The sequence below is a fragment of the Pseudomonas cichorii genome (genome assembly GCF_003700275.1).
In the GTDB taxonomy this organism is placed as follows: domain Bacteria; phylum Pseudomonadota; class Gammaproteobacteria; order Pseudomonadales; family Pseudomonadaceae; genus Aquipseudomonas; species Aquipseudomonas cichorii_B.
In genome coordinates this window covers 30,694-49,018 of record NZ_RBRE01000093.1, presented here as the reverse complement: position 1 = coordinate 49,018, position 18,325 = coordinate 30,694, and the positions used below count along the sequence as shown (strand labels likewise).

The following is an 18,325-nucleotide window of genomic DNA, read 5'->3' as shown; positions in this document are numbered from 1 at the left end:
TAACAGGAAGTTATCGGAATCAGCTCGATTTTTCCTGCGCCAGCCGCGCGTTTTCCAGCAGAATTCCGGCGAACTCCAGGGCCGGACCGGTCAGCTGATCGCCCTTGCGGGTCAAGATGCCGTAGTACTGCGGCGTCAGGTGCATTTGCGTTTCCAGGGTCTTGAGCAGCCCGCTTTCCAGATGCGGCGCCACCATGGCATCGGGCAGCATGCCGATCATCGGGCCGCTCTGCAGTACCTTGAGAAAGGTCTGCATGGAAATGGTGTCGATGGTGTTGCGCGGCACCTGTACCCCGGCGTTGGCGAACGCCTCTTCCATGCGTCCACGAATCGGCGTGCCTTTGGGATACAGCATCCACGGCCAGTCCACCAGCTGCTGCAGGGTCATCGGTCCGGCATCGCACAACGGATGACGGCTGTTGACCACAATGCTGAACGGCTCGGGCGCCAGCGGCTGAAAGTCGTAGCGCTGTTGCTGGCCCTGATCGGTGAAGCGCCCGATGGCCAGGTCCAGCATGCGCTCTTCGAGCATTTCCATCAGGTGATCGCTGGTCTGTTCGACCACTTCAATCGCCAGCAGCGGCCAGCGCTCCTTGATCTGCACAATGGCTTCGGGCAATACCACTGCGGTCGCGGCAAAGATACCGCCGACCTTGAGATGACCATGGCCACCGGCGCTCAGATTATTGATCTGCTCGACAAAGGTACGGGCGTCGTTCAGGGCCAGTTGCGCGTAACGCACCACCTGCACACCAAGGGCGGTCGGCACCATGCTGCGCGGCAAACGCTCGAACACCGCAAAGCCGAGCAGGCTTTCCAGCTCCTTGAGCATCTTGCTCAGGGCCGGCTGGCTGAGGTTCATCTGCTGAGCTGCCAGGTGCATGTTCTGCGTGCGACCCAAGGTATCGATAAGCGTGAGGTGCCTGAATTTGAGCCAACTGCAGAAGTTGGAGAATGACAGGTCAGACATGGGTTTCCCTCTGCAAGGTAATAACGCCAGGTTATCGATAAGTGAGAATTTGCCATTGGAGTTTATCCACAGGCCCACCTAGCGTGCAGTTTTTATCGCTCAGGAAGCCTGCGCCATGTCGATCACCCTCACGCCCGAAAACACCCTGCCCGTGGACAGTCAGTACGCAACCCTGATCGGCCGTGCCTGGATTCCCGGCTCCGTGGCCGGGCCTTCGCCCATCGTGTTGCGGGCTGACGGCGTCTTCGATCTATCCCGGCATTTCGCGACGCTCAGTGACCTGCTTGAGCAGGACAATCCCCTGCAAGCCCTCGCCCACGCGCCCGGCAGCTTTATCGCCAGCGTTGAAGAACTGCTGACCAATACCGGCGCTCATAGCGATCCAGCGAAGCCTTTTTTGCTGGCACCGGTGGACCTGCAAGTCATCAAGGCCGCAGGTGTCACCTTTGCTGCCAGCATGATCGAGCGGGTGATCGAGGAAAAAGCCGGCGGCGACGCGGCCATGGCCGAAGGTGTGCGCGCTATCGTCCGGAACGTGATCGGCGACAACCTGCGGGCGGTCAAACCCGGCTCCGAACAAGCCATGCGCCTGAAAACGCTACTGATCGAAAAAGGCATGTGGTCGCAATATCTGGAAGTCGGCATTGGCCCGGATGCCGAGATTTTCACCAAGGCGCCGGTGCTGTCAGCCGTGGGCAGCGCCAGCCAGATCGGCATTCATCCCGGCTCGCAGTGGAACAACCCGGAGCCGGAAGTGGTTCTGGCGGTGAACAGTCGCGGCCAGGTTCATGGCGCGACTCTGGGCAATGACGTCAATCTGCGCGATGTCGAAGGTCGCAGCGCGCTGTTGCTGGGCAAGGCCAAGGACAACAATGCGTCCTGCGCCATCGGCCCGTTCATCCGGCTGTTCGATGAACATTTCGGACTCGACGATGTGCGCAACTGTGTCATCGACCTGGAAGTGCGTGGCGAGGATGGCTATCTGCTGAACGGCTCCAGTTCCATGAATCAGATCAGCCGCGATCCGCTGGACCTGGTTGGCCAGACTCTCAATGCCCATCACCAGTATCCCGATGGCTTCATGCTGTTTCTCGGCACGCTGTTCGCGCCCACCGAAGACCGCGATCACCCCGGCGCCGGGTTCACCCACAAAACCGGCGACCGGGTGCGCATCAGCAGCCAGCTGCTCGGCGGGCTGCACAATCGGGTCACCCATACCGATAGCGCAACGCCCTGGAGCTTTGGCATCGGCGCGCTGTTGCACAACCTGGCGGCACGAGGATTACTGGCCCGCTGACACAGCGTCTCAAGACTCAATCGACAACAAGAGAACAATAAATATGAGCCTGCCCCCAAAACGCCCGCTCCGCAGCCAGCAATGGTTCGACGATCCCGATCACGCCGACCTGACCGCTCTTTATGTAGAGCGCTACATGAACTACGGGTTGACCCGCGACGAACTGCAGTCCGGCCGCCCGATCATCGGCATCGCCCAGACCGGCAGCGACCTGACGCCGTGCAACCGCCATCACATCCAACTGGCCCAGCGGGTCAAGGCCGGCATTCGCGATGCGGGCGGCATTCCCATGGAGTTTCCGGTCCATCCGATTGCCGAGCAGAGTCGCCGCCCCACCGCGGCCCTGGATCGCAATCTGGCGTATCTGGGGCTGGTAGAAATCCTGCACGGTTATCCGCTCGATGGCGTGGTACTGACCACCGGCTGTGACAAGACCACACCAGCCTGCCTGATGGCCGCCGCCACTACCGACCTGCCTGCCATTGTCCTTTCCGGGGGACCGATGCTCGACGGCCATCACAAAGGCGAGTTGATCGGCTCCGGCACCGTGCTCTGGCATGCCCGCAAGCTGCTTGCCGCCCAGGAAATCGACTACGAAGGCTTCATGGAAATGACCACTGCGGCGTCTCCTTCGGTGGGCCACTGCAATACCATGGGCACCGCACTGTCGATGAACGCGCTGGCCGAAGCGCTGGGCATGTCGTTACCCGGATGCGCCAGCATTCCGGCCCCGTATCGTGAGCGCGGGCAGATGGCCTATGCCACCGGCAAGCGGATCTGTGAACTGGTGCTGCAGGACGTACGACCATCGCAGATCATGACCCGCGAAGCCTTCGAGAATGCAATTGCCGTGGCCTCGGCGCTGGGCGCCTCCAGTAATTGCCCACCTCACTTGATCGCCATCGCCCGCCATATGGGCGTCGATCTGAGCCTGGACGACTGGCAGCGCATTGGCGTCGATGTGCCGTTGCTGGTCAACTGCATGCCCGCCGGCAAATACCTCGGCGAAGGCTTCCATCGTGCGGGCGGTGTACCGGCTGTGATGCACGAACTGCAGAAAGCCGGGCGCCTGCATGAAGATTGCGCGACGGTCAGCGGCAAGAGTATCGGCGAGATCGTGCGTAACGCGATCACCAGCAATACCGAAGTGATTCTGCCCTACGATGCGCCACTCAAACACAGCGCCGGGTTCATCGTGCTCAGTGGCAATTTTTTCGACAGCGCCATCATGAAAATGTCGGTAGTCGGCGAGGCCTTTCGCAAAACCTACCTGTCGGAGCCCGGCGCGGAAAACAGTTTTGAAGCACGCGCCATCGTGTTTGAAGGGCCGGAGGATTACCACGCACGGATCAACGACCCGGCACTCGACATCGATGAACGCTGCATTCTGGTGATTCGCGGCGCAGGTACCGTCGGGTATCCCGGCAGCGCCGAAGTAGTGAACATGGACCCGCCCGCCGAGCTGATCAAACGCGGCATCGACTCCCTGCCGTGCCTGGGCGATGGCCGTCAGAGCGGGACATCGGCCAGCCCGTCGATTCTCAACATGACACCGGAAGCGGCCATTGGCGGCGGTCTGGCATTGCTGCGCACCAACGACCTGCTGCGCGTCGATCTCAATGCCCGCTCGGTGAATCTGCTGGTGGATGAAGCCGAACTCGCCCAACGCCGCCAGGCCTGGACACCGAATATCCCGCCATCACAGACACCCTGGCAGGAACTCTACCGGCAACTGGTCGGACAGTTATCCACAGGCGGCTGTCTGGAGCCGGCCACTTTGCACATGAAGGTAATTGCCCGCAGCGGCGGCGCGCCACGGCATTCGCACTGACGATAAAGCGACCGCCCGGCATTCGCCGATGCCGGGCGGCCAAAACCTCAAGGACGGGTGCCGACTTCTGCGACCTGGGCGGTCCACGGCTTGACCTGTTCACTCAACGACAAGCCAAGGCCCGGACGGGTCGGCACCAGCATGCGGCCATCGCGGGTTTCCAGGCGCTCGTTGAACAACGGCTCCAGCCACTCGAAGTGCTCGACCCATGGCTCGGTCGGATAGGCGGCAGCCAGGTGAACGTGCAGCTCCATGGCAAAGTGCGGCGCCAGCATCAGGCCCGCCTGCTCGGCCATGGCCGCGACCTTCAGGTACGGCGTGATACCGCCCACTCGCGGCGCATCGGGCATCAGGAAATCAGCACCACGCAACTTGATGAACTCGGCATGCTCGGCAACGCTGGTAAGCATTTCACCTGTCGCAATCGGCGTGTCGAACTGCTGGGCCAGAGCGGCATGGCCTTCGGCGTCATAGCAATCCAGCGGCTCTTCGATCCAGATCAGGTTGAACTCCTCGAAACGGCGGCACATGCGCTGCGCCGTCGGGCGATCCCATTGCTGATTGGCATCGACCATCAACGGAAAGTCATCGCCCAGGTGCTGGCGTATGGTGCTGACGCGATGAATATCGATGGAGCAGTCCGGCTGCCCCACTTTCAACTTGATGCCACCAATCCCTTTCTCACGGGACAGGTCGGTATTTTTCATCAGTTGATCCAGCGGAGTGTGCAGGAAACCGCCCGAGGTGTTGTAGCAGCGCACCGAGTCACGCTGTGCCCCAAGCAACCGCGCCAGTGACAGGTTGGCGCGCTTGGCCTTTAGATCCCACAAGGCCACATCAAACGCCCCGATGGCCTGGGTCGACATGCCGCTACGGCCAACCGAAGCACCCGCCCAGCACAGTTTGGTCCACAGCTTGGCGATATCGCTGGGGTTTTCACCGATCAATACCGGGGCGATTTCCTGGGCATGGGCAAACTGCCCCGGGCCTCCGGCGCGTTTCGAGTAGCTGAAGCCCAGGCCACGGTGGCCATCTACCGTTTCGATTTCGGCAAACAGAATGGCGATTTCGGTCATCGGTTTCTGGCGACCGGTCAGCACCTTGGCATCGCTGATCGGGTTGGCCAGCGGCAGGAATACCGAGGACACCTTGACGTAGGCAATGCGGTCATCATCGCCAGACTTGAGGTTTTGTTGTTGTGCGAGCATGTGCGCGTCTCCTTGGCTATCCAGATTCGTGAACGAATAGGGGTATTGTCAGGCGGCCAATGATTGCGCAACCATTCCTACCCAAAAATAAAGCCATCGCTTGACCAAGCCTATGACCATACCGTCGATCCTACGCTGATTGCGCAATCATTCAACGACTCGTTCGTCGGCTTTAAAAAACGGAGTCAGGTACTCTGACGATCGATCAAGGTAAAGCCGGTGTCGATCCGCACCGGATCAGCGCTGCCCGCCGGGTATTTGAAGCGCTCCAGAAGCGCCTGTGCGACCTGGTCACCAATACGCTTGCCGTCGACCCGTACCGTGGAAAGTGCCGGATAAACCTGGGCAGCACTGCTCAGATCCCCGAAGCCCATCACCGCCAGATCCTCCGGCACGCGCAAACCTCTGCTGGCGGCCTCGGCCAGAACGCCTTGGGCTACGGTGTCGGAACTGCACACCACCACATCCGGTGCTGCGGAGCTGGCCAATAATTGCCGCAGCCCTTCGCGCCCGGTTTCCAGCGTCGCGGGCGGGGTCAGCACCTGCATCGGCACTTGCGTCATACCTTGCCGGTTCAATTCCGCGATCAGGCTGTTACAGCGCCGCAAGCCACGGGGATCGCTGATGGTCACGACAGAGAAACGCTGGTAACCCTTGGCCAGCAAATGTTGCGCTGTGGCCTGCCCTACTCCCTCATGGGAAAAGCCGACCAGCATGTCGAGAGGGTTCTCGCTCAAGTCCCAGGCCTCTACGACAGGAATACCCGACTGCGCCAGCCGCAGACGGCTGGATTCAGTGTGCAAGGTGCCGGTCAGCACGATGCCATCAGGACGCCGCCCCAGCACCGCCTCAAGCAGTTTCTCTTCCTGCTCTGCTGAATAACCGGTAAGCCCCAGCAGCGTCTGATAACCGGCCTCGGTCAAACGGTCCATCAGCGTCTGGACGGTATCGGCAAATATGGAGTTGGCAATGGTCGGCAGGAAAATCGCCACCAGCCGACTCTTGTTACTGGCAAGCCCACCGGCCAGCAAGTTCGGCACGTACCCCGTCTTGCGTACCGCCTCCAGCACCTTCTCCCGCGCTTCCTTGCTGACCACTTCCGGACGATGCAAGGCCCGGGAAACCGTGATCGGCGAAACCCCCGCCACCTTGGCCACGTCGATCAGAGTCAGGCTCGATGCATTCCTGGGCAGGGACGCATCCGCCGCAGATTTGCCAGTTTTTTTTGCCATGAGGTTTCCGGGTTTGGGGTGCGATTTTGTAGAGAGGGGGAATTTATCAAAGCTGGGGGATCAGCAGGCGGCAGAATTCAAAAAGAATCCTGTGCCAAGGAGCGCTGGTTTGGATCGTCACAGGAGTATGAGGAACTTAAAACCAGAATCATCAAATTCATTCAAGCTCTTGACTACATACCCAGACTGATGACGTCATTGTCGAATATATTTATCTTGGGTCTTAATAAACTCATCGAATTCCGGGGAGTTATACACCGCCAGACAAGCATAAAATACCATTTTTTTCTTACTATATTTGCTTCCTGCGGAAACCTTGTCATAGGCCGAAAAAACGTAATCCATCGTTGCCTTGTAAGGGTTGTGGATCGTCTCCAAAGTTTCTTCATTTTGAAGAACGTCATGCATACCGCTCCCCATTACCCCATAGGTACCGATAGCAAGACTGATATCTGCTCTTATATCTGAATCATTTGGAAATTGCTTGGCAATACAATAGGAAAGACCATAATTCTTCAAAGACAGCCTAGCGGCTGCAACATCAGCTTCACCATAGGCAGTATTCCCTGCACCCACCATGAAAAACAGCAACGCCAGCAAAATTTGCCTCATCCTTTCAACTCCCAGTAATTCGTCCTGACAAGCGATCCTGAAGAGTTCACCCAAGACGAGCTATCCAAGCGTTGATAATCTGTACCATCGCTAGTTTCCTGTCCATTCCAAAGCACCACATGCCCTCTGGCATCACTCCACCCGGAAACCTCAACAACAATCAGCCCCTTCTTTCCAGCCATAGAGGCATCTTCCCCCCGGGCCATAACCAAATCAGGCTTCCCCCAGTTATACTCAAGAAAGTCAATCATATCATTGACTCTTAGAATATAAGCAAACCCATCACTGCCACGCACCCTGTAAATGCTTTTATTCTTGATTATCGTACCTCGTGGAACTTTGTAGCCGCCATAATTGAAAGCTCTACTCATTCTAAGAGCACAAGCGTTTGCATAATCATCTGGCATTTGCGACCTTAACTCTGCAGCCTCGCCACCTACCAGATTATAAACGGCTTCAGACTTCATAAGTCCGACTTCAGCATAGGCTGCCCACAAATCACTATAACGAGGCCTGTTAACCTTCACCGACGCTGAAACCTCACCCGCGCTTACAGTTAGATTAGTCATTACACATCACCTTCCATGTCGATTCGGTCATCCATGAGCACATCAGAAATAACAGCAACTCCACCAGCGCCGACTACTGCGGACAAGGTACGCTCCAAGTCCCCACCGAATTTAACACTCACAATTTCGCCCTGCGAATAACCCGATGTTTTAACATGAACATTCAAGTCCACATAAAATCGAGACACTGCATCAACAGGCACATGATTGCTGCCATACGAAAAATAAATTTCTCTTATTAGCTTTGTTTTTTCCAAGGCGGCAACAACAGGTACAAAACTGGCATTAGCATGCTCGCCTCCACCAAAAACAGTAGACTGCCCAGCAAGCACAGTATTGGATTGAGGCGGACAACCACAGGCTACATAGTCCCCTTCCAGGACAACCGGGCCAGCTGGCAAAGTAATAGTTCTTGGCCCTACGGCAACGATAGGTCCCTTTCCTGCGCTGCATGCAGGACAACTAGCCATATGGCCAATGGATGAGGTACTAATTGTGCTATCAATATTGATACCTATATTACCCTCTAGCACACACCCACCGGTAGAAGTCGGAGCTCCAACTCCAATCATTTCACGTCCCATGCAAGCATCCTTTCTTTGATCGATAGTACGATTTCGATCTTACCTGTCCCTGCTTAAAACATCGTAAAACGCACTATGCAAATCGTATCAATTCGTAACATCCACACGACTGGATCCTAGATATCAGCATCCGTTTACTATCACTGCTTTACGATACCTAGGGGAAAACGGAAACATCTAAAAACGACTAAACTTCAACCCCCAATAAACGCGAAGCCCCCGCATTGCGGGGGCTTCAGGGTATTACTTCATATACTGTTCTGAGCTATATCCTAGAACGGAATATCATCATCAAAGCTGTCGAAATCCGCCGCTGGCTGTGGCGCTTGCTGTTGCGGAGCCGGGCGGGATTCGCGTTGTGGCTGTTGCGAATACGACTGCTGTGGCGGAGCCGATTGCGGGCGCGATTGCTGTGGACGTGGCGCGGAGTTGCCGTAGCTGCCGCCGCCCTGGCCTTGTTGCGAGTCACCTTGTGGACGGCCGCCCAGCAGTTGCATGGTGCCTTGCATGTCGACGACGATTTCGGTCGTGTAGCGCTTGATGCCGTCTTTTTCCCACTCACGGGTCTGCAGCTTGCCTTCGATGTAGACCTGCGACCCCTTGCGCAGGTATTCGCCGGCGATCTCGGCAACCTTGCCGAACATCGAAACACGGTGCCATTCGGTCTTTTCGACTTTCTGGCCGGTCTGCTTGTCAGTCCATTGTTCGCTGGTTGCCAGACTCAGGTTGGTCACGGCGTTACCGTTAGGCAAGTAGCGAACTTCGGGATCCTGGCCGCATGTGCCGACCAATATGACTTTGTTAACCCCACGGGCCATAACGTTCTCCTAGGCTTCGCACGCTTCCGGCGCCGGATTGACCAGCTTTTCCAGAGACGCACGATCCAATAATTTTGTATCGAGTTTGATATATATGGCCGCCTCTTCGGCAACCACCACTGCATCCGTCACGCCTGTTACGGACATTAAACGCTCAGCCAGTCCTGCTTCACGCTGGGCCTCGGCCGACAACGGCAAGCGCAGGCTCGTCACGTACGGCGGTTCGCGCATGGTAACAGCAAAGGCCAACCAAATGGCGGCCATGGCAGCACCGCCGAGGAAGACAAAGTCCAGCCCGCCGTGCTGAAACAGCCAGCCACCGAGGATGCCGCCAGCCGCCGAACCAAGGAACTGACTGGTGGAATACACCCCCATCGCCGTGCCCTTGCCGCCTGCCGGCGAGACTTTGCTGATCAATGACGGCAACGAAGCTTCCAGCAGATTGAACGCGGTAAAGAACACGACCGTACCGATGACCAGCGCCCGCAACGTATCGCCGAATGCCCAGAAGGATAGCTCAGCGAGCATCAGAACTGTGACGGCGCCAAGCAGGACGCGCTTCATCTGACGCTTTTTTTCTCCGTAAATGATGAACGGGATCATCGCGAAGAAAGAGATCAACAGCGCGGTGAGGTAGACCCACCAGTGCTGCTCCTTGGGCAAGCCGGCTTTTTCGACCAGTGCCAGCGGTAATGCGACGAAACTGGACATCAGCATCGCGTGCAACACGAAGATACCCAAATCCAGACGCAGCAGGTCAGGATGCCGCAGGGTCGCGCCCAATGCCTGTTTCGCCACGCCCGATTCACGGTGCAGTAACGGACCATTGGCCTTCGGGACGACGAACGCAACGATGAGGACTCCCAGCAACGCCATGCCACCGGTCGCCAGGAACAGTCCCGACAAGCCGAATGCACCTGTCAGCAATGGCCCGACCACCATGGCGATGGCGAACGACAGACCGATGGTCATGCCGATCATGGCCATGGCCTTGGTGCGGTGCTGTTCGCGGGTCAGGTCGGACAGCAACGCCATGACCGCTGCGGAAATAGCCCCGGCGCCCTGCAGGATACGTCCGAAAATGACGCCCCAGATCGTATCGGCATTGGCGGCCACCAGGCTGCCCAGGGCAAAGACGATCAGCCCCAGGTAAATCACCGGCCGTCGACCAATCCGGTCGGAGATGATGCCGAACGGAATCTGCAGCACGGCCTGGGTCAGCCCGTAGGCACCGATAGCCAGGCCAATCAGGGCCGGGCTCGCGCCCGCCAGGTCCATACCGTAGGTCGCCAGGACCGGCAGAACCATGAACATGCCAAGCATGCGGAAAGCGAACACCAGGGCAAGACCGCCTGCTGCGCGCGTCTCGCCACTACTCATCCGTTCGCTGTAGGGATCGTGCATGGAAAAACCTCGTGTGAACCGGCGGCGATTCTACCAGTCCCATCGAGGTACAGCACATATACGAGATATACGCGACGCTTTGCCGCGTAATGGCATGCAGCCGTATACTCCGATGTTTATGCCCGCCAAGCGAGGCCGCAGTGGACAAGATCCTGATACGTGGGGCACGAACCCACAACCTGAAAAACATAGACCTGACCCTTCCGCGCGACAAACTGATCGTTATTACCGGCCTGTCCGGCTCCGGCAAGTCATCGCTGGCGTTCGACACGTTGTATGCCGAAGGTCAGCGCCGGTATGTCGAGTCGCTTTCTGCCTACGCTCGCCAATTTCTTTCGATGATGGAAAAACCGGACGTCGATACCATCGAAGGCCTTTCGCCAGCGATTTCCATCGAACAGAAATCCACTTCGCATAACCCGCGTTCGACCGTCGGCACCATTACCGAGATTTATGACTACCTGCGCTTGCTGTACGCGCGCGTCGGTCAACCCCGCTGCCCGGATCACGACATTCCGCTGGAAGCACAGACCGTCAGCCAGATGGTCGATCTGGTACTGGCACAGCCTGAAGGCAGCAAGCTGATGCTGCTGGCGCCGGTCATTCGCGAGCGCAAGGGTGAGCATCTTTCGGTATTCGAGGAACTGCGCGCCCAGGGCTTCGTCCGCGCACGGGTCAACGGCAAGCTGTTTGAGCTCGATGAACTGCCCAAGCTGGATAAACAGAAGAAGCATTCCATTGATGTGGTCGTCGACCGCTTCAAGGTGCGCCCGGACTTGCAGCAGCGTCTGGCAGAGTCTTTCGAGACGGCCTTGAAGCTGGCCGATGGCATTGCGCTGGTCGCACCGATGGACGATGAGCCTGGCGAAGAAATTATCTTCTCGGCTCGTTTTGCCTGCCCGATCTGTGGCCATGCCATCAGTGAGCTGGAACCCAAGCTGTTCTCGTTCAACAACCCGGCCGGTGCGTGCCCGACCTGTGACGGGCTTGGCGTGAAGCAGTATTTCGATGTGAAGCGGCTGGTCAACGCCGAACTGACGCTGGCCGAAGGCGCCATACGCGGTTGGGACCGGCGTAACGTCTATTACTTCCAGATGCTCGGTTCGCTGTCCAAGCACTACGATTTCAGCCTGGAAGTGCCGTTCAAGGAACTGGCTGCCGAAACGCAGAAAATCCTGCTCAACGGCAGCGGCACGCAGAATGTCGATTTCCGCTATCTCAATGATCGTGGCGATATCGTCAAGCGTGCGCATCCGTTTGAAGGCATCGTGCCGAACCTTGAGCGTCGCTATCGCGAAACCGAGTCGGCCACCGTTCGTGAAGAGTTGGCCAAGTTCCTCGGCACCCAGCCTTGCCCGGATTGCCGCGGCACGCGCTTGCGTCGCGAGGCTCGGCACGTGTGGGTCGGCGAGAAAACCCTGCCTGCGGTCACCAACCTGCCGATTGGCGATGCTACCGATTATTTCGGCGAACTGAAGCTGACCGGACGCCGCGGCGAGATTGCCGACAAGATCCTCAAGGAAATCCGCGAGCGCCTGCAGTTCCTGGTCAACGTCGGCCTGGATTACCTGACCCTGGATCGCAGCGCCGACACGCTGTCCGGCGGTGAAGCGCAGCGTATCCGTCTGGCGAGCCAGATCGGTGCTGGCCTGGTGGGCGTGATGTACATCCTCGATGAACCATCGATTGGCTTGCATCAACGCGATAACGACCGTTTGCTGGGCACGCTCAAGCACCTGCGGGATATCGGCAATACCGTAATCGTGGTCGAACATGACGAAGATGCGATCCGGCTTGCCGACTATGTCGTGGACATCGGTCCGGGCGCCGGCGTACACGGTGGCAATATCGTCGCCGAGGGTACGCCTGACGAAGTCATGTCACACCCGGATTCCCTGACCGGCAAATATCTGTCGGGCCGGGTCAAGATCGAAGTGCCAGCCAAGCGCACGCCGCGCAACAAGAAGCTGTCGCTCAGCCTCAAGGGCGCCCGTGGCAACAACCTGCGCAATGTGAACCTGGATATCCCGATTGGCCTGCTGACCTGCGTGACCGGCGTTTCCGGCTCGGGCAAGTCGACGCTGATCAACAACACGCTGTTCCCACTCAGCGCCACGGCGCTCAACGGCGCAACGACTCTGGAAGCCGCGACTCACGACAGCATCAACGGCTTGCAGCATCTGGACAAGGTCGTAGACATCGACCAGAGCCCTATCGGCCGCACGCCGCGCTCGAACCCGGCAACCTACACCGGCTTGTTCACGCCGATTCGTGAACTGTTTTCCGGCGTTCCGGAATCACGTTCGCGCGGTTATGGACCCGGGCGGTTCTCGTTCAACGTCAAGGGCGGTCGTTGCGAGGCCTGTCAGGGCGATGGCCTGATCAAGGTCGAGATGCACTTCCTGCCGGATATCTATGTCCCGTGCGACGTCTGCAAGAGCAAGCGCTACAACCGCGAAACTCTTGAGATCAAGTACAAGGGCAAGAACATCCATGAAGTGCTGGAAATGACCATCGAGGAAGCCCGCGAGTTCTTCGATGCTGTCCCGGCCCTGGCGCGCAAGCTGCAAACGCTGATGGATGTGGGGCTTTCCTACATCAAGCTCGGACAGTCGGCGACGACCCTGTCGGGTGGTGAGGCGCAGCGGGTCAAACTGTCTCGCGAACTCTCCAAGCGCGATACCGGCAAGACTCTGTACATCCTCGATGAACCGACCACCGGCCTGCACTTCGCCGATATCCAGCAACTGCTCGATGTGCTGCATCGCCTGCGCGATCACGGCAATACCGTTGTGGTCATCGAGCACAATCTGGATGTCATCAAGACGGCTGACTGGCTGGTGGATCTTGGTCCGGAAGGCGGTTCACGGGGCGGGCAGATTATCGCCACCGGTACGCCGGAGGAAGTTGCGGAGATGGAGCAGTCGTATACCGGGCACTATCTCAAGCCGCTGCTGATCAGGGATCGTGCTTGAGTGATGCTTTGTAAGAGCCTTCGCGACTGAATTGGCTCCTACTGCCGTTATGAAAAAGCCCCTGCCACGTGAGTGCGCAGGGGCTTTTGCTATCCGGGCGGGGAAATCAGAACTGCGATTGCAGGTAGTTTTCCAGACCGATGGCCTTGATCAGACCTGTCTGCTGTTCAAGCCAGTAGGTGTGGTCTTCTTCGGTGTCCGCCAGTTGTACGCGCAGGATGTCACGGCTGACGTAATCCTTGTGCAGCTCGCAGAGCTCGATGCCTTTGCACAGAGCAGCACGAACCTTGTATTCAAGGCGCAGGTCGTTGGCGAGCATCTCCGGGACGGTAGTACCGATTTCCAGATCATCCGGACGCATGCGCGGCGTGCCTTCAAGCATCAGAATACGGCGGATCAGCGCATCGGCGTGTTGCGCTTCTTCTTCCATTTCGTGATTGATGCGCTCGTAGAGCTTGGCGAAACCCCAGTCTTCGTACATGCGCGAATGAATGAAATATTGGTCACGAGCAGCCAGTTCGCCAGTGAGCAACGTGTTGAGATAATCGATTACTTCTGGATGGCCTTGCATCGCACCAGATCTCCCTGCTGAAAGGCCATAGTTTGAACCAAGCGGCGTGCAAGGTCACTTCAAAAAACGCAATAACCGGACAAAAAGCAGCGAAAAATCGCCAATCAGAAGCGAAAAACCGCCCAAATGAGGGCGGTTCTGTTTCTCACTTCGAGTTAGCCCAGCTGGACACCCAGAGCTTTGGCAATACCTTTACCGTAGGCTGGGTCCGCCTTGAAGAAGTACTGCAACTGACGCTGCACCACATCACTGGAAACCCCGGCCATTGCGCCGGCAATGTTGTTGAGCAGCAGAGCCTTTTGATCGGCATCCATCAGGTTGAACAATTTGCCTGCCTGACTGTAGTAATCGCTGTCTTCACGATGATCGTGACGATCGGCAGCACCACTCAGGGTCAGCGCCGGCTCGGCATAACGAGGCGCTTGTTTGGGCGCCTCGGCGTAGCTGTTTGGCTCGTAGTTCGGCGCCGCACCGCCATTGCTGCCCAATGCCATGGCTCCGTCACGCTGATAGCTGTTTACCGGGCTTTTCGCGGCATTGATCGGCAAGTGCTGGTGATTGGTTCCTACGCGATAGCGGTGAGCATCGGCGTAGGCGAACACACGTCCCTGAAGCATGCGGTCAGGTGAAAGCCCCACGCCTGGCACCATGTTGCTTGGCCCAAAAGCAGCTTGCTCGACTTCTGCGAAGTAGTTGAGCGGATTACGGTTAAGCTCCAGCTCACCCACTTCAATCAACGGAAACTCTTTCTGCGACCAGGTCTTGGTCACGTCGAACGGGTTTTCGTGATGATTGGCTGCCTGGGCCTCGGTCATCAGCTGAATGCATACCTGCCATTTCGGGAACTCACCACGCTCAATGGCGGTGAACAGGTCGCGCTGTGCGTAGTCCGGATCAGTACCAGCCAAGCGCGCAGCATCCGCTGGCGTCAGGTTCTTGATGCCTTGCATGGACTTGTAGTGCCATTTGACCCAGTGACGCTCACCAGCAGCGCTGATCAGGCTGTAGGTGTGGCTGCCGAAGCCATGCATATGGCGATAGCCGTCCGGGATACCGCGATCCGAGAACAGGATGGTGATTTGGTGCAAGGCTTCCGGGGAGTACGACCAGAAGTCCCACATCGCCTGAGCACTTTTCAGGTTGCTCTGCGGCAGACGTTTTTGCGTGTGAATGAAATCCGGGAATTTCAGCGGATCACGAATGAAGAATACTGGAGTGTTATTGCCGACGATGTCCCAGTTGCCTTCTTCGGTGTAGAACTTCACGGCGAAACCACGTGGGTCACGCTCGGTATCGGCGGAGCCACGCTCACCACCTACGGTAGAGAAGCGCAGGAAGATAGGCGTCTGCTTGCCAATCGATTCAAAAAGCCTGGCACTGGTATACGGCGTGATGTCACGGGTAACTGTGAAGGTGCCGTGAGCACCCGAACCCTTGGCGTGTACACGACGCTCGGGAATGTTCTCGCGGTTGAAGTGCGCAAGTTTCTCGATCAGATGAAAATCGTCCAGCAGCAATGGACCACGTGGACCGGCCGAGCGGGAATTCTGGTTATCCGCAACAGGGGCACCGCTTGCGGTAGTAAGCGTTTTATTCAGGCTCATTCGATTTCTTCCTCAGTCTTATGGGCTGGCTAATGGTCTGAGGAGGATTATTGGTCAGGAATGAAACACACTCAAATTTATTAAATAATAAGTGCTGATAGTTTTTCTGAATTTCAGAAACAAAAAACCGGGCACTAGGCCCGGTTCTTTGTTCAGACTGACGTCTTATTCAGCAGCTTCTACAACACCACCGACAGGACGATCAACCAGCTCGACGTACGCCATTGGCGCGTTGTCGCCAGCGCGGAAACCGCACTTGAGGATACGCAGGTAGCCACCCTGACGGGTTGCATAGCGCTTGCCCAGATCGTTGAACAGCTTACCAACGATTTCTTTCGAACGAGTACGGTCGAAAGCCAAACGGCGGTTAGCAACGCTGTCTACCTTGGCCAGAGTGATCAGCGGCTCGGCAACGCGGCGCAGTTCCTTGGCTTTCGGCAGGGTAGTTTTGATCAGCTCGTGCTCGAACAGCGACACCGCCATGTTCTGGAACATGGCCTTGCGGTGAGAGCTGGTACGGCTCAGGTGACGTCCACTTTTACGATGACGCATGGTTCATTCCTTACCAAACACAACGTTCGGTGATTACGACGATCAGGCAGTCGCCTTGTCGTCCTTCTTAAGACTTGCAGGCGGCCAGTTGTCGAGGCGCATGCCGAGGGAAAGACCACGAGAAGCCAGGACATCCTTGATCTCGGTCAAGGATTTCTTGCCCAGGTTCGGAGTCTTCAACAGTTCTACTTCGGTGCGCTGAATCAGGTCGCCGATGTAGTAAATGTTCTCCGCCTTAAGGCAGTTGGCCGAACGCACGGTCAGTTCCAAATCGTCAACCGGACGGAGGAGGATCGGATCGATCTCATCTTCCTGTTCGATTACCACTGGTTCGCTGTCACCTTTGAGGTCGACGAACGCAGCCAACTGCTGTTGCAGAATGGTTGCAGCACGACGGATAGCCTCTTCAGGATCCAGAGTACCGTTGGTTTCCATATCAATAACCAGCTTGTCCAGGTTGGTACGCTGCTCGACACGGGCGTTTTGCACCTCGTAGGCGATGCGGCGTACTGGGCTGAACGAAGAGTCAAGCTGCAGACGACCAATGCTGCGGCTTTCATCTTCATCGCTCTGACGCGAGTCTGCCGGTTCATAACCACGACCACGAGCTACAACGAGCTTCATGTTCAAGGCGCCGTTAGACGCCAGGTTAGCGATTACGTGATCGGGATTAACGATCTCGACATCATGATCCAGCTGAATATCGGCAGCGGTAACCACCCCCGAACCCTTCTTCGACAAGGTCAGCGTAACTTCGTCTCGACCGTGCAGCTTGATAGCCAGACCTTTAAGGTTCAACAGGATTTCAATGACATCTTCCTGTACACCTTCGATCGCGCTGTACTCATGGAGTACACCGTCAATCTCGGCCTCGACTACTGCACAGCCGGGCATGGAGGACAACAGAATGCGGCGAAGCGCGTTGCCCAGGGTATGGCCAAAACCACGCTCGAGAGGCTCGAGAGTAATCTTGGCGCGGGTTGGACTGACAACCTGCACATCAATATGGCGGGGTGTCAGGAACTCATTTACCGAAATCTGCATGGATGCACCTATTTTCTAGCCCTTACTTGGAGTAGAGCTCGACAATCAGGCTTTCGTTGATGTCGGCGGATAGATCACTGCGAGCTGGAACGCTTTTGAAAACGCCCGATTTCTTCTCAGTGTCTACTTCTACCCATTCTACGCGGCCACGTTGGGCACACAGATCGAGAGCCTGCACAATACGCAGTTGGTTCTTGGCCTTCTCGCGAATAGCGACTACGTCACCAGCACGAACCTGGTAAGAAGGAACGTTAACGGTTTTGCCGTTGACGCTGATCGACTTGTGCGAAACCAGTTGACGGGATTCAGCACGTGTCGAGCCGAAGCCCATACGGTATACAACGTTGTCCAGACGGCATTCGAGCAGTTGCAGCAGGTTCTCACCTGTTGCGCCCTTCTTGCCTGCAGCTTCTTTGTAGTAGCCGCTGAACTGACGCTCGAGAACGCCGTAGATACGACGGACTTTTTGCTTTTCACGCAGCTGGGTGCCGTAATCGGACTGACGACCGCGGCGTTGACCGTGGATGCCTGGAGCTGCTTCGATGTTGCACTTGGATTCGATAGCGCGAACGCCGCTCTTCAAAAAGAGATCGGTGCCTTCACGACGAGCAAGTTTGCATTTTGGACCAATGTAACGAGCCATTTCTTACAGTCTCCTGGATTACACGCGGCGCTTCTTCGGCGGACGGCACCCGTTGTGCGGGATTGGCGTCACGTCGGTGATGCTGGCGATCTTATAGCCACAGCCGTTCAATGCACGGACAGCGGATTCACGACCTGGGCCTGGACCCTTGACATTGACGTCGAGGTTCTTCAGACCGTACTCCAGCGCAGCTTGACCAGCACGCTCGGCAGCTACTTGAGCAGCGAACGGGGTGGACTTGCGTGAACCACGGAAACCCGAACCGCCGGAGGTAGCCCAGGAAAGAGCGTTACCTTGACGATCGGTAATGGTGACGATTGTGTTGTTAAACGACGCGTGGATGTGGGCGATGCCATCAACCACTGTCTTTTTAACTTTTTTACGAGGACGAGCAGCAGGTTTTGCCATGAC

The 18,325-nt window shown here is 57.2% G+C and carries 17 protein-coding genes; 3 read left to right on the top strand and 14 right to left on the bottom strand.

What is annotated here, in order from left to right:
• Positions 1-19: 19 nt before the first annotated feature.
• A complete protein-coding gene (locus ALQ04_RS25145) occupies positions 20-970 on the bottom strand; it encodes a LysR family transcriptional regulator (protein WP_122318515.1) in 951 nt (316 codons plus the stop codon).
• A gap of 115 nt (positions 971-1,085) precedes the next feature.
• Between ALQ04_RS25145 and ALQ04_RS25140 the strand changes: the two genes are divergently transcribed.
• Both ALQ04_RS25140 and ALQ04_RS25135 read left to right on the top strand, forming a co-directional pair.
• Positions 1,086-2,267 (top strand): fumarylacetoacetate hydrolase family protein, encoded by a 1,182-nt coding sequence (locus ALQ04_RS25140; RefSeq protein WP_122318514.1) that lies wholly within the window; start codon positions 1,086-1,088, stop codon positions 2,265-2,267.
• Positions 2,268-2,310: 43 nt separating this feature from the next.
• Positions 2,311-4,098 (top strand): IlvD/Edd family dehydratase, encoded by a 1,788-nt coding sequence (locus tag ALQ04_RS25135; RefSeq protein ID WP_122318513.1) that lies wholly within the window; start codon positions 2,311-2,313, stop codon positions 4,096-4,098.
• Positions 4,099-4,145: 47 nt separating this feature from the next.
• On the opposite strand, the gene ALQ04_RS25130 is transcribed toward ALQ04_RS25135, so the two are convergent.
• The 7 genes from ALQ04_RS25130 to ALQ04_RS25100 all read right to left on the bottom strand — a co-directional run bounded on the left by ALQ04_RS25130 (position 4,146) and on the right by ALQ04_RS25100 (position 10,525).
• Complete coding sequence (locus ALQ04_RS25130) at positions 4,146-5,306, bottom strand: L-talarate/galactarate dehydratase (RefSeq protein ID WP_122318512.1); 1,161 nt, start codon at positions 5,304-5,306, stop codon at positions 4,146-4,148.
• A 185-nt stretch (positions 5,307-5,491) separates the two neighbouring features.
• Complete coding sequence (locus tag ALQ04_RS25125) at positions 5,492-6,538, bottom strand: LacI family DNA-binding transcriptional regulator (RefSeq protein WP_122318511.1); 1,047 nt, start codon at positions 6,536-6,538, stop codon at positions 5,492-5,494.
• A gap of 195 nt (positions 6,539-6,733) precedes the next feature.
• Positions 6,734-7,150, bottom strand: a complete 417-nt coding sequence (locus ALQ04_RS25120) for a hypothetical protein (RefSeq protein WP_122318510.1) — start codon at positions 7,148-7,150, stop codon at positions 6,734-6,736.
• A complete protein-coding gene (locus ALQ04_RS25115) occupies positions 7,147-7,719 on the bottom strand; it encodes a type VI secretion system amidase effector protein Tae4 (protein ID WP_122318509.1) in 573 nt (190 codons plus the stop codon). The genes ALQ04_RS25120 and ALQ04_RS25115 overlap by 4 nt, the downstream gene beginning before the upstream one ends.
• Positions 7,719-8,303: a PAAR domain-containing protein gene (locus tag ALQ04_RS25110; RefSeq protein ID WP_122318508.1), complete on the bottom strand. Its 585-nt coding sequence runs from the start codon at positions 8,301-8,303 to the stop codon at positions 7,719-7,721. Before ALQ04_RS25110 ends, ALQ04_RS25115 begins: the two co-directional genes overlap by 1 nt.
• A 272-nt stretch (positions 8,304-8,575) precedes the next feature.
• Positions 8,576-9,121 (bottom strand): single-stranded DNA-binding protein, encoded by a 546-nt coding sequence (locus tag ALQ04_RS25105; protein ID WP_122318507.1) that lies wholly within the window; start codon positions 9,119-9,121, stop codon positions 8,576-8,578.
• A gap of 9 nt (positions 9,122-9,130) precedes the next feature.
• Positions 9,131-10,525, bottom strand: a complete 1,395-nt coding sequence (locus ALQ04_RS25100; RefSeq protein ID WP_122318506.1) for an MFS transporter — start codon at positions 10,523-10,525, stop codon at positions 9,131-9,133.
• A gap of 140 nt (positions 10,526-10,665) precedes the next feature.
• Between ALQ04_RS25100 and uvrA the strand changes: the two genes are divergently transcribed.
• Positions 10,666-13,500: an excinuclease ABC subunit UvrA gene (uvrA, locus tag ALQ04_RS25095; RefSeq protein ID WP_183142273.1), complete on the top strand. Its 2,835-nt coding sequence runs from the start codon at positions 10,666-10,668 to the stop codon at positions 13,498-13,500.
• A gap of 106 nt (positions 13,501-13,606) precedes the next feature.
• Here uvrA and bfr read toward each other — a convergent pair whose 3' ends face one another.
• The 6 genes from bfr to rpsK form a co-directional block, all read right to left on the bottom strand.
• Positions 13,607-14,071, bottom strand: coding sequence for a bacterioferritin (gene bfr / locus ALQ04_RS25090; protein WP_122318504.1), 465 nt, complete (start codon positions 14,069-14,071; stop codon positions 13,607-13,609).
• Positions 14,072-14,226: 155 nt separating this feature from the next.
• Positions 14,227-15,675 carry a catalase gene (locus ALQ04_RS25085; protein ID WP_122318503.1) on the bottom strand — a complete coding sequence of 483 codons (1,449 nt, stop codon included), beginning with the start codon at positions 15,673-15,675 and terminating at the stop codon, positions 14,227-14,229.
• A gap of 165 nt (positions 15,676-15,840) precedes the next feature.
• On the bottom strand, positions 15,841-16,227 hold the full coding sequence (gene rplQ / locus ALQ04_RS25080; RefSeq protein ID WP_025262043.1) for a 50S ribosomal protein L17: 387 nt from the start codon (positions 16,225-16,227) through the stop codon (positions 15,841-15,843).
• 42 nt (positions 16,228-16,269) lie between these two features.
• The gene (locus ALQ04_RS25075) at positions 16,270-17,271 is read right to left on the bottom strand and encodes a DNA-directed RNA polymerase subunit alpha (RefSeq protein WP_025262044.1); all 1,002 of its coding nucleotides are present in this window, start codon (positions 17,269-17,271) and stop codon (positions 16,270-16,272) included.
• A 22-nt stretch (positions 17,272-17,293) separates the two neighbouring features.
• Positions 17,294-17,914, bottom strand: a complete 621-nt coding sequence (rpsD, locus tag ALQ04_RS25070; RefSeq protein ID WP_122318502.1) for a 30S ribosomal protein S4 — start codon at positions 17,912-17,914, stop codon at positions 17,294-17,296.
• 18 nt (positions 17,915-17,932) lie between these two features.
• Positions 17,933-18,322 (bottom strand): 30S ribosomal protein S11, encoded by a 390-nt coding sequence (gene rpsK, locus ALQ04_RS25065; RefSeq protein ID WP_002555466.1) that lies wholly within the window; start codon positions 18,320-18,322, stop codon positions 17,933-17,935.
• Between the last annotated feature and the right edge of the window lie 3 nt (positions 18,323-18,325).

Excerpts from the sequence above, each read along its gene's own strand:
- rplQ (WP_025262043.1), bottom strand. The coding sequence starts at position 16,227 with ATGCGTCATCGTAAAAGTGGACGTCACCTGAGCCGTACCAGCTCTCAC.
- ALQ04_RS25135 (WP_122318513.1), top strand. The coding sequence starts at position 2,311 with ATGAGCCTGCCCCCAAAACGCCCGCTCCGCAGCCAGCAATGGTTCGAC.
- ALQ04_RS25145 (WP_122318515.1), bottom strand. The coding sequence starts at position 970 with ATGTCTGACCTGTCATTCTCCAACTTCTGCAGTTGGCTCAAATTCAGG.
- ALQ04_RS25100 (WP_122318506.1), bottom strand. The coding sequence starts at position 10,525 with ATGCACGATCCCTACAGCGAACGGATGAGTAGTGGCGAGACGCGCGCA.
- ALQ04_RS25110 (WP_122318508.1), bottom strand. The coding sequence starts at position 8,303 with ATGGGACGTGAAATGATTGGAGTTGGAGCTCCGACTTCTACCGGTGGG.
- ALQ04_RS25105 (WP_122318507.1), bottom strand. The coding sequence starts at position 9,121 with ATGGCCCGTGGGGTTAACAAAGTCATATTGGTCGGCACATGCGGCCAG.
- ALQ04_RS25140 (WP_122318514.1), top strand. The coding sequence starts at position 1,086 with ATGTCGATCACCCTCACGCCCGAAAACACCCTGCCCGTGGACAGTCAG.
- bfr (WP_122318504.1), bottom strand. The coding sequence starts at position 14,071 with ATGCAAGGCCATCCAGAAGTAATCGATTATCTCAACACGTTGCTCACT.
- rpsK (WP_002555466.1), bottom strand. The coding sequence starts at position 18,322 with ATGGCAAAACCTGCTGCTCGTCCTCGTAAAAAAGTTAAAAAGACAGTG.
- rpsD (WP_122318502.1), bottom strand. The coding sequence starts at position 17,914 with ATGGCTCGTTACATTGGTCCAAAATGCAAACTTGCTCGTCGTGAAGGC.
- ALQ04_RS25115 (WP_122318509.1), bottom strand. The coding sequence starts at position 7,719 with ATGACTAATCTAACTGTAAGCGCGGGTGAGGTTTCAGCGTCGGTGAAG.
- ALQ04_RS25130 (WP_122318512.1), bottom strand. The coding sequence starts at position 5,306 with ATGCTCGCACAACAACAAAACCTCAAGTCTGGCGATGATGACCGCATT.
- ALQ04_RS25075 (WP_025262044.1), bottom strand. The coding sequence starts at position 17,271 with ATGCAGATTTCGGTAAATGAGTTCCTGACACCCCGCCATATTGATGTG.
- ALQ04_RS25120 (WP_122318510.1), bottom strand. The coding sequence starts at position 7,150 with ATGAGGCAAATTTTGCTGGCGTTGCTGTTTTTCATGGTGGGTGCAGGG.
- ALQ04_RS25085 (WP_122318503.1), bottom strand. The coding sequence starts at position 15,675 with ATGAGCCTGAATAAAACGCTTACTACCGCAAGCGGTGCCCCTGTTGCG.
- ALQ04_RS25125 (WP_122318511.1), bottom strand. The coding sequence starts at position 6,538 with ATGGCAAAAAAAACTGGCAAATCTGCGGCGGATGCGTCCCTGCCCAGG.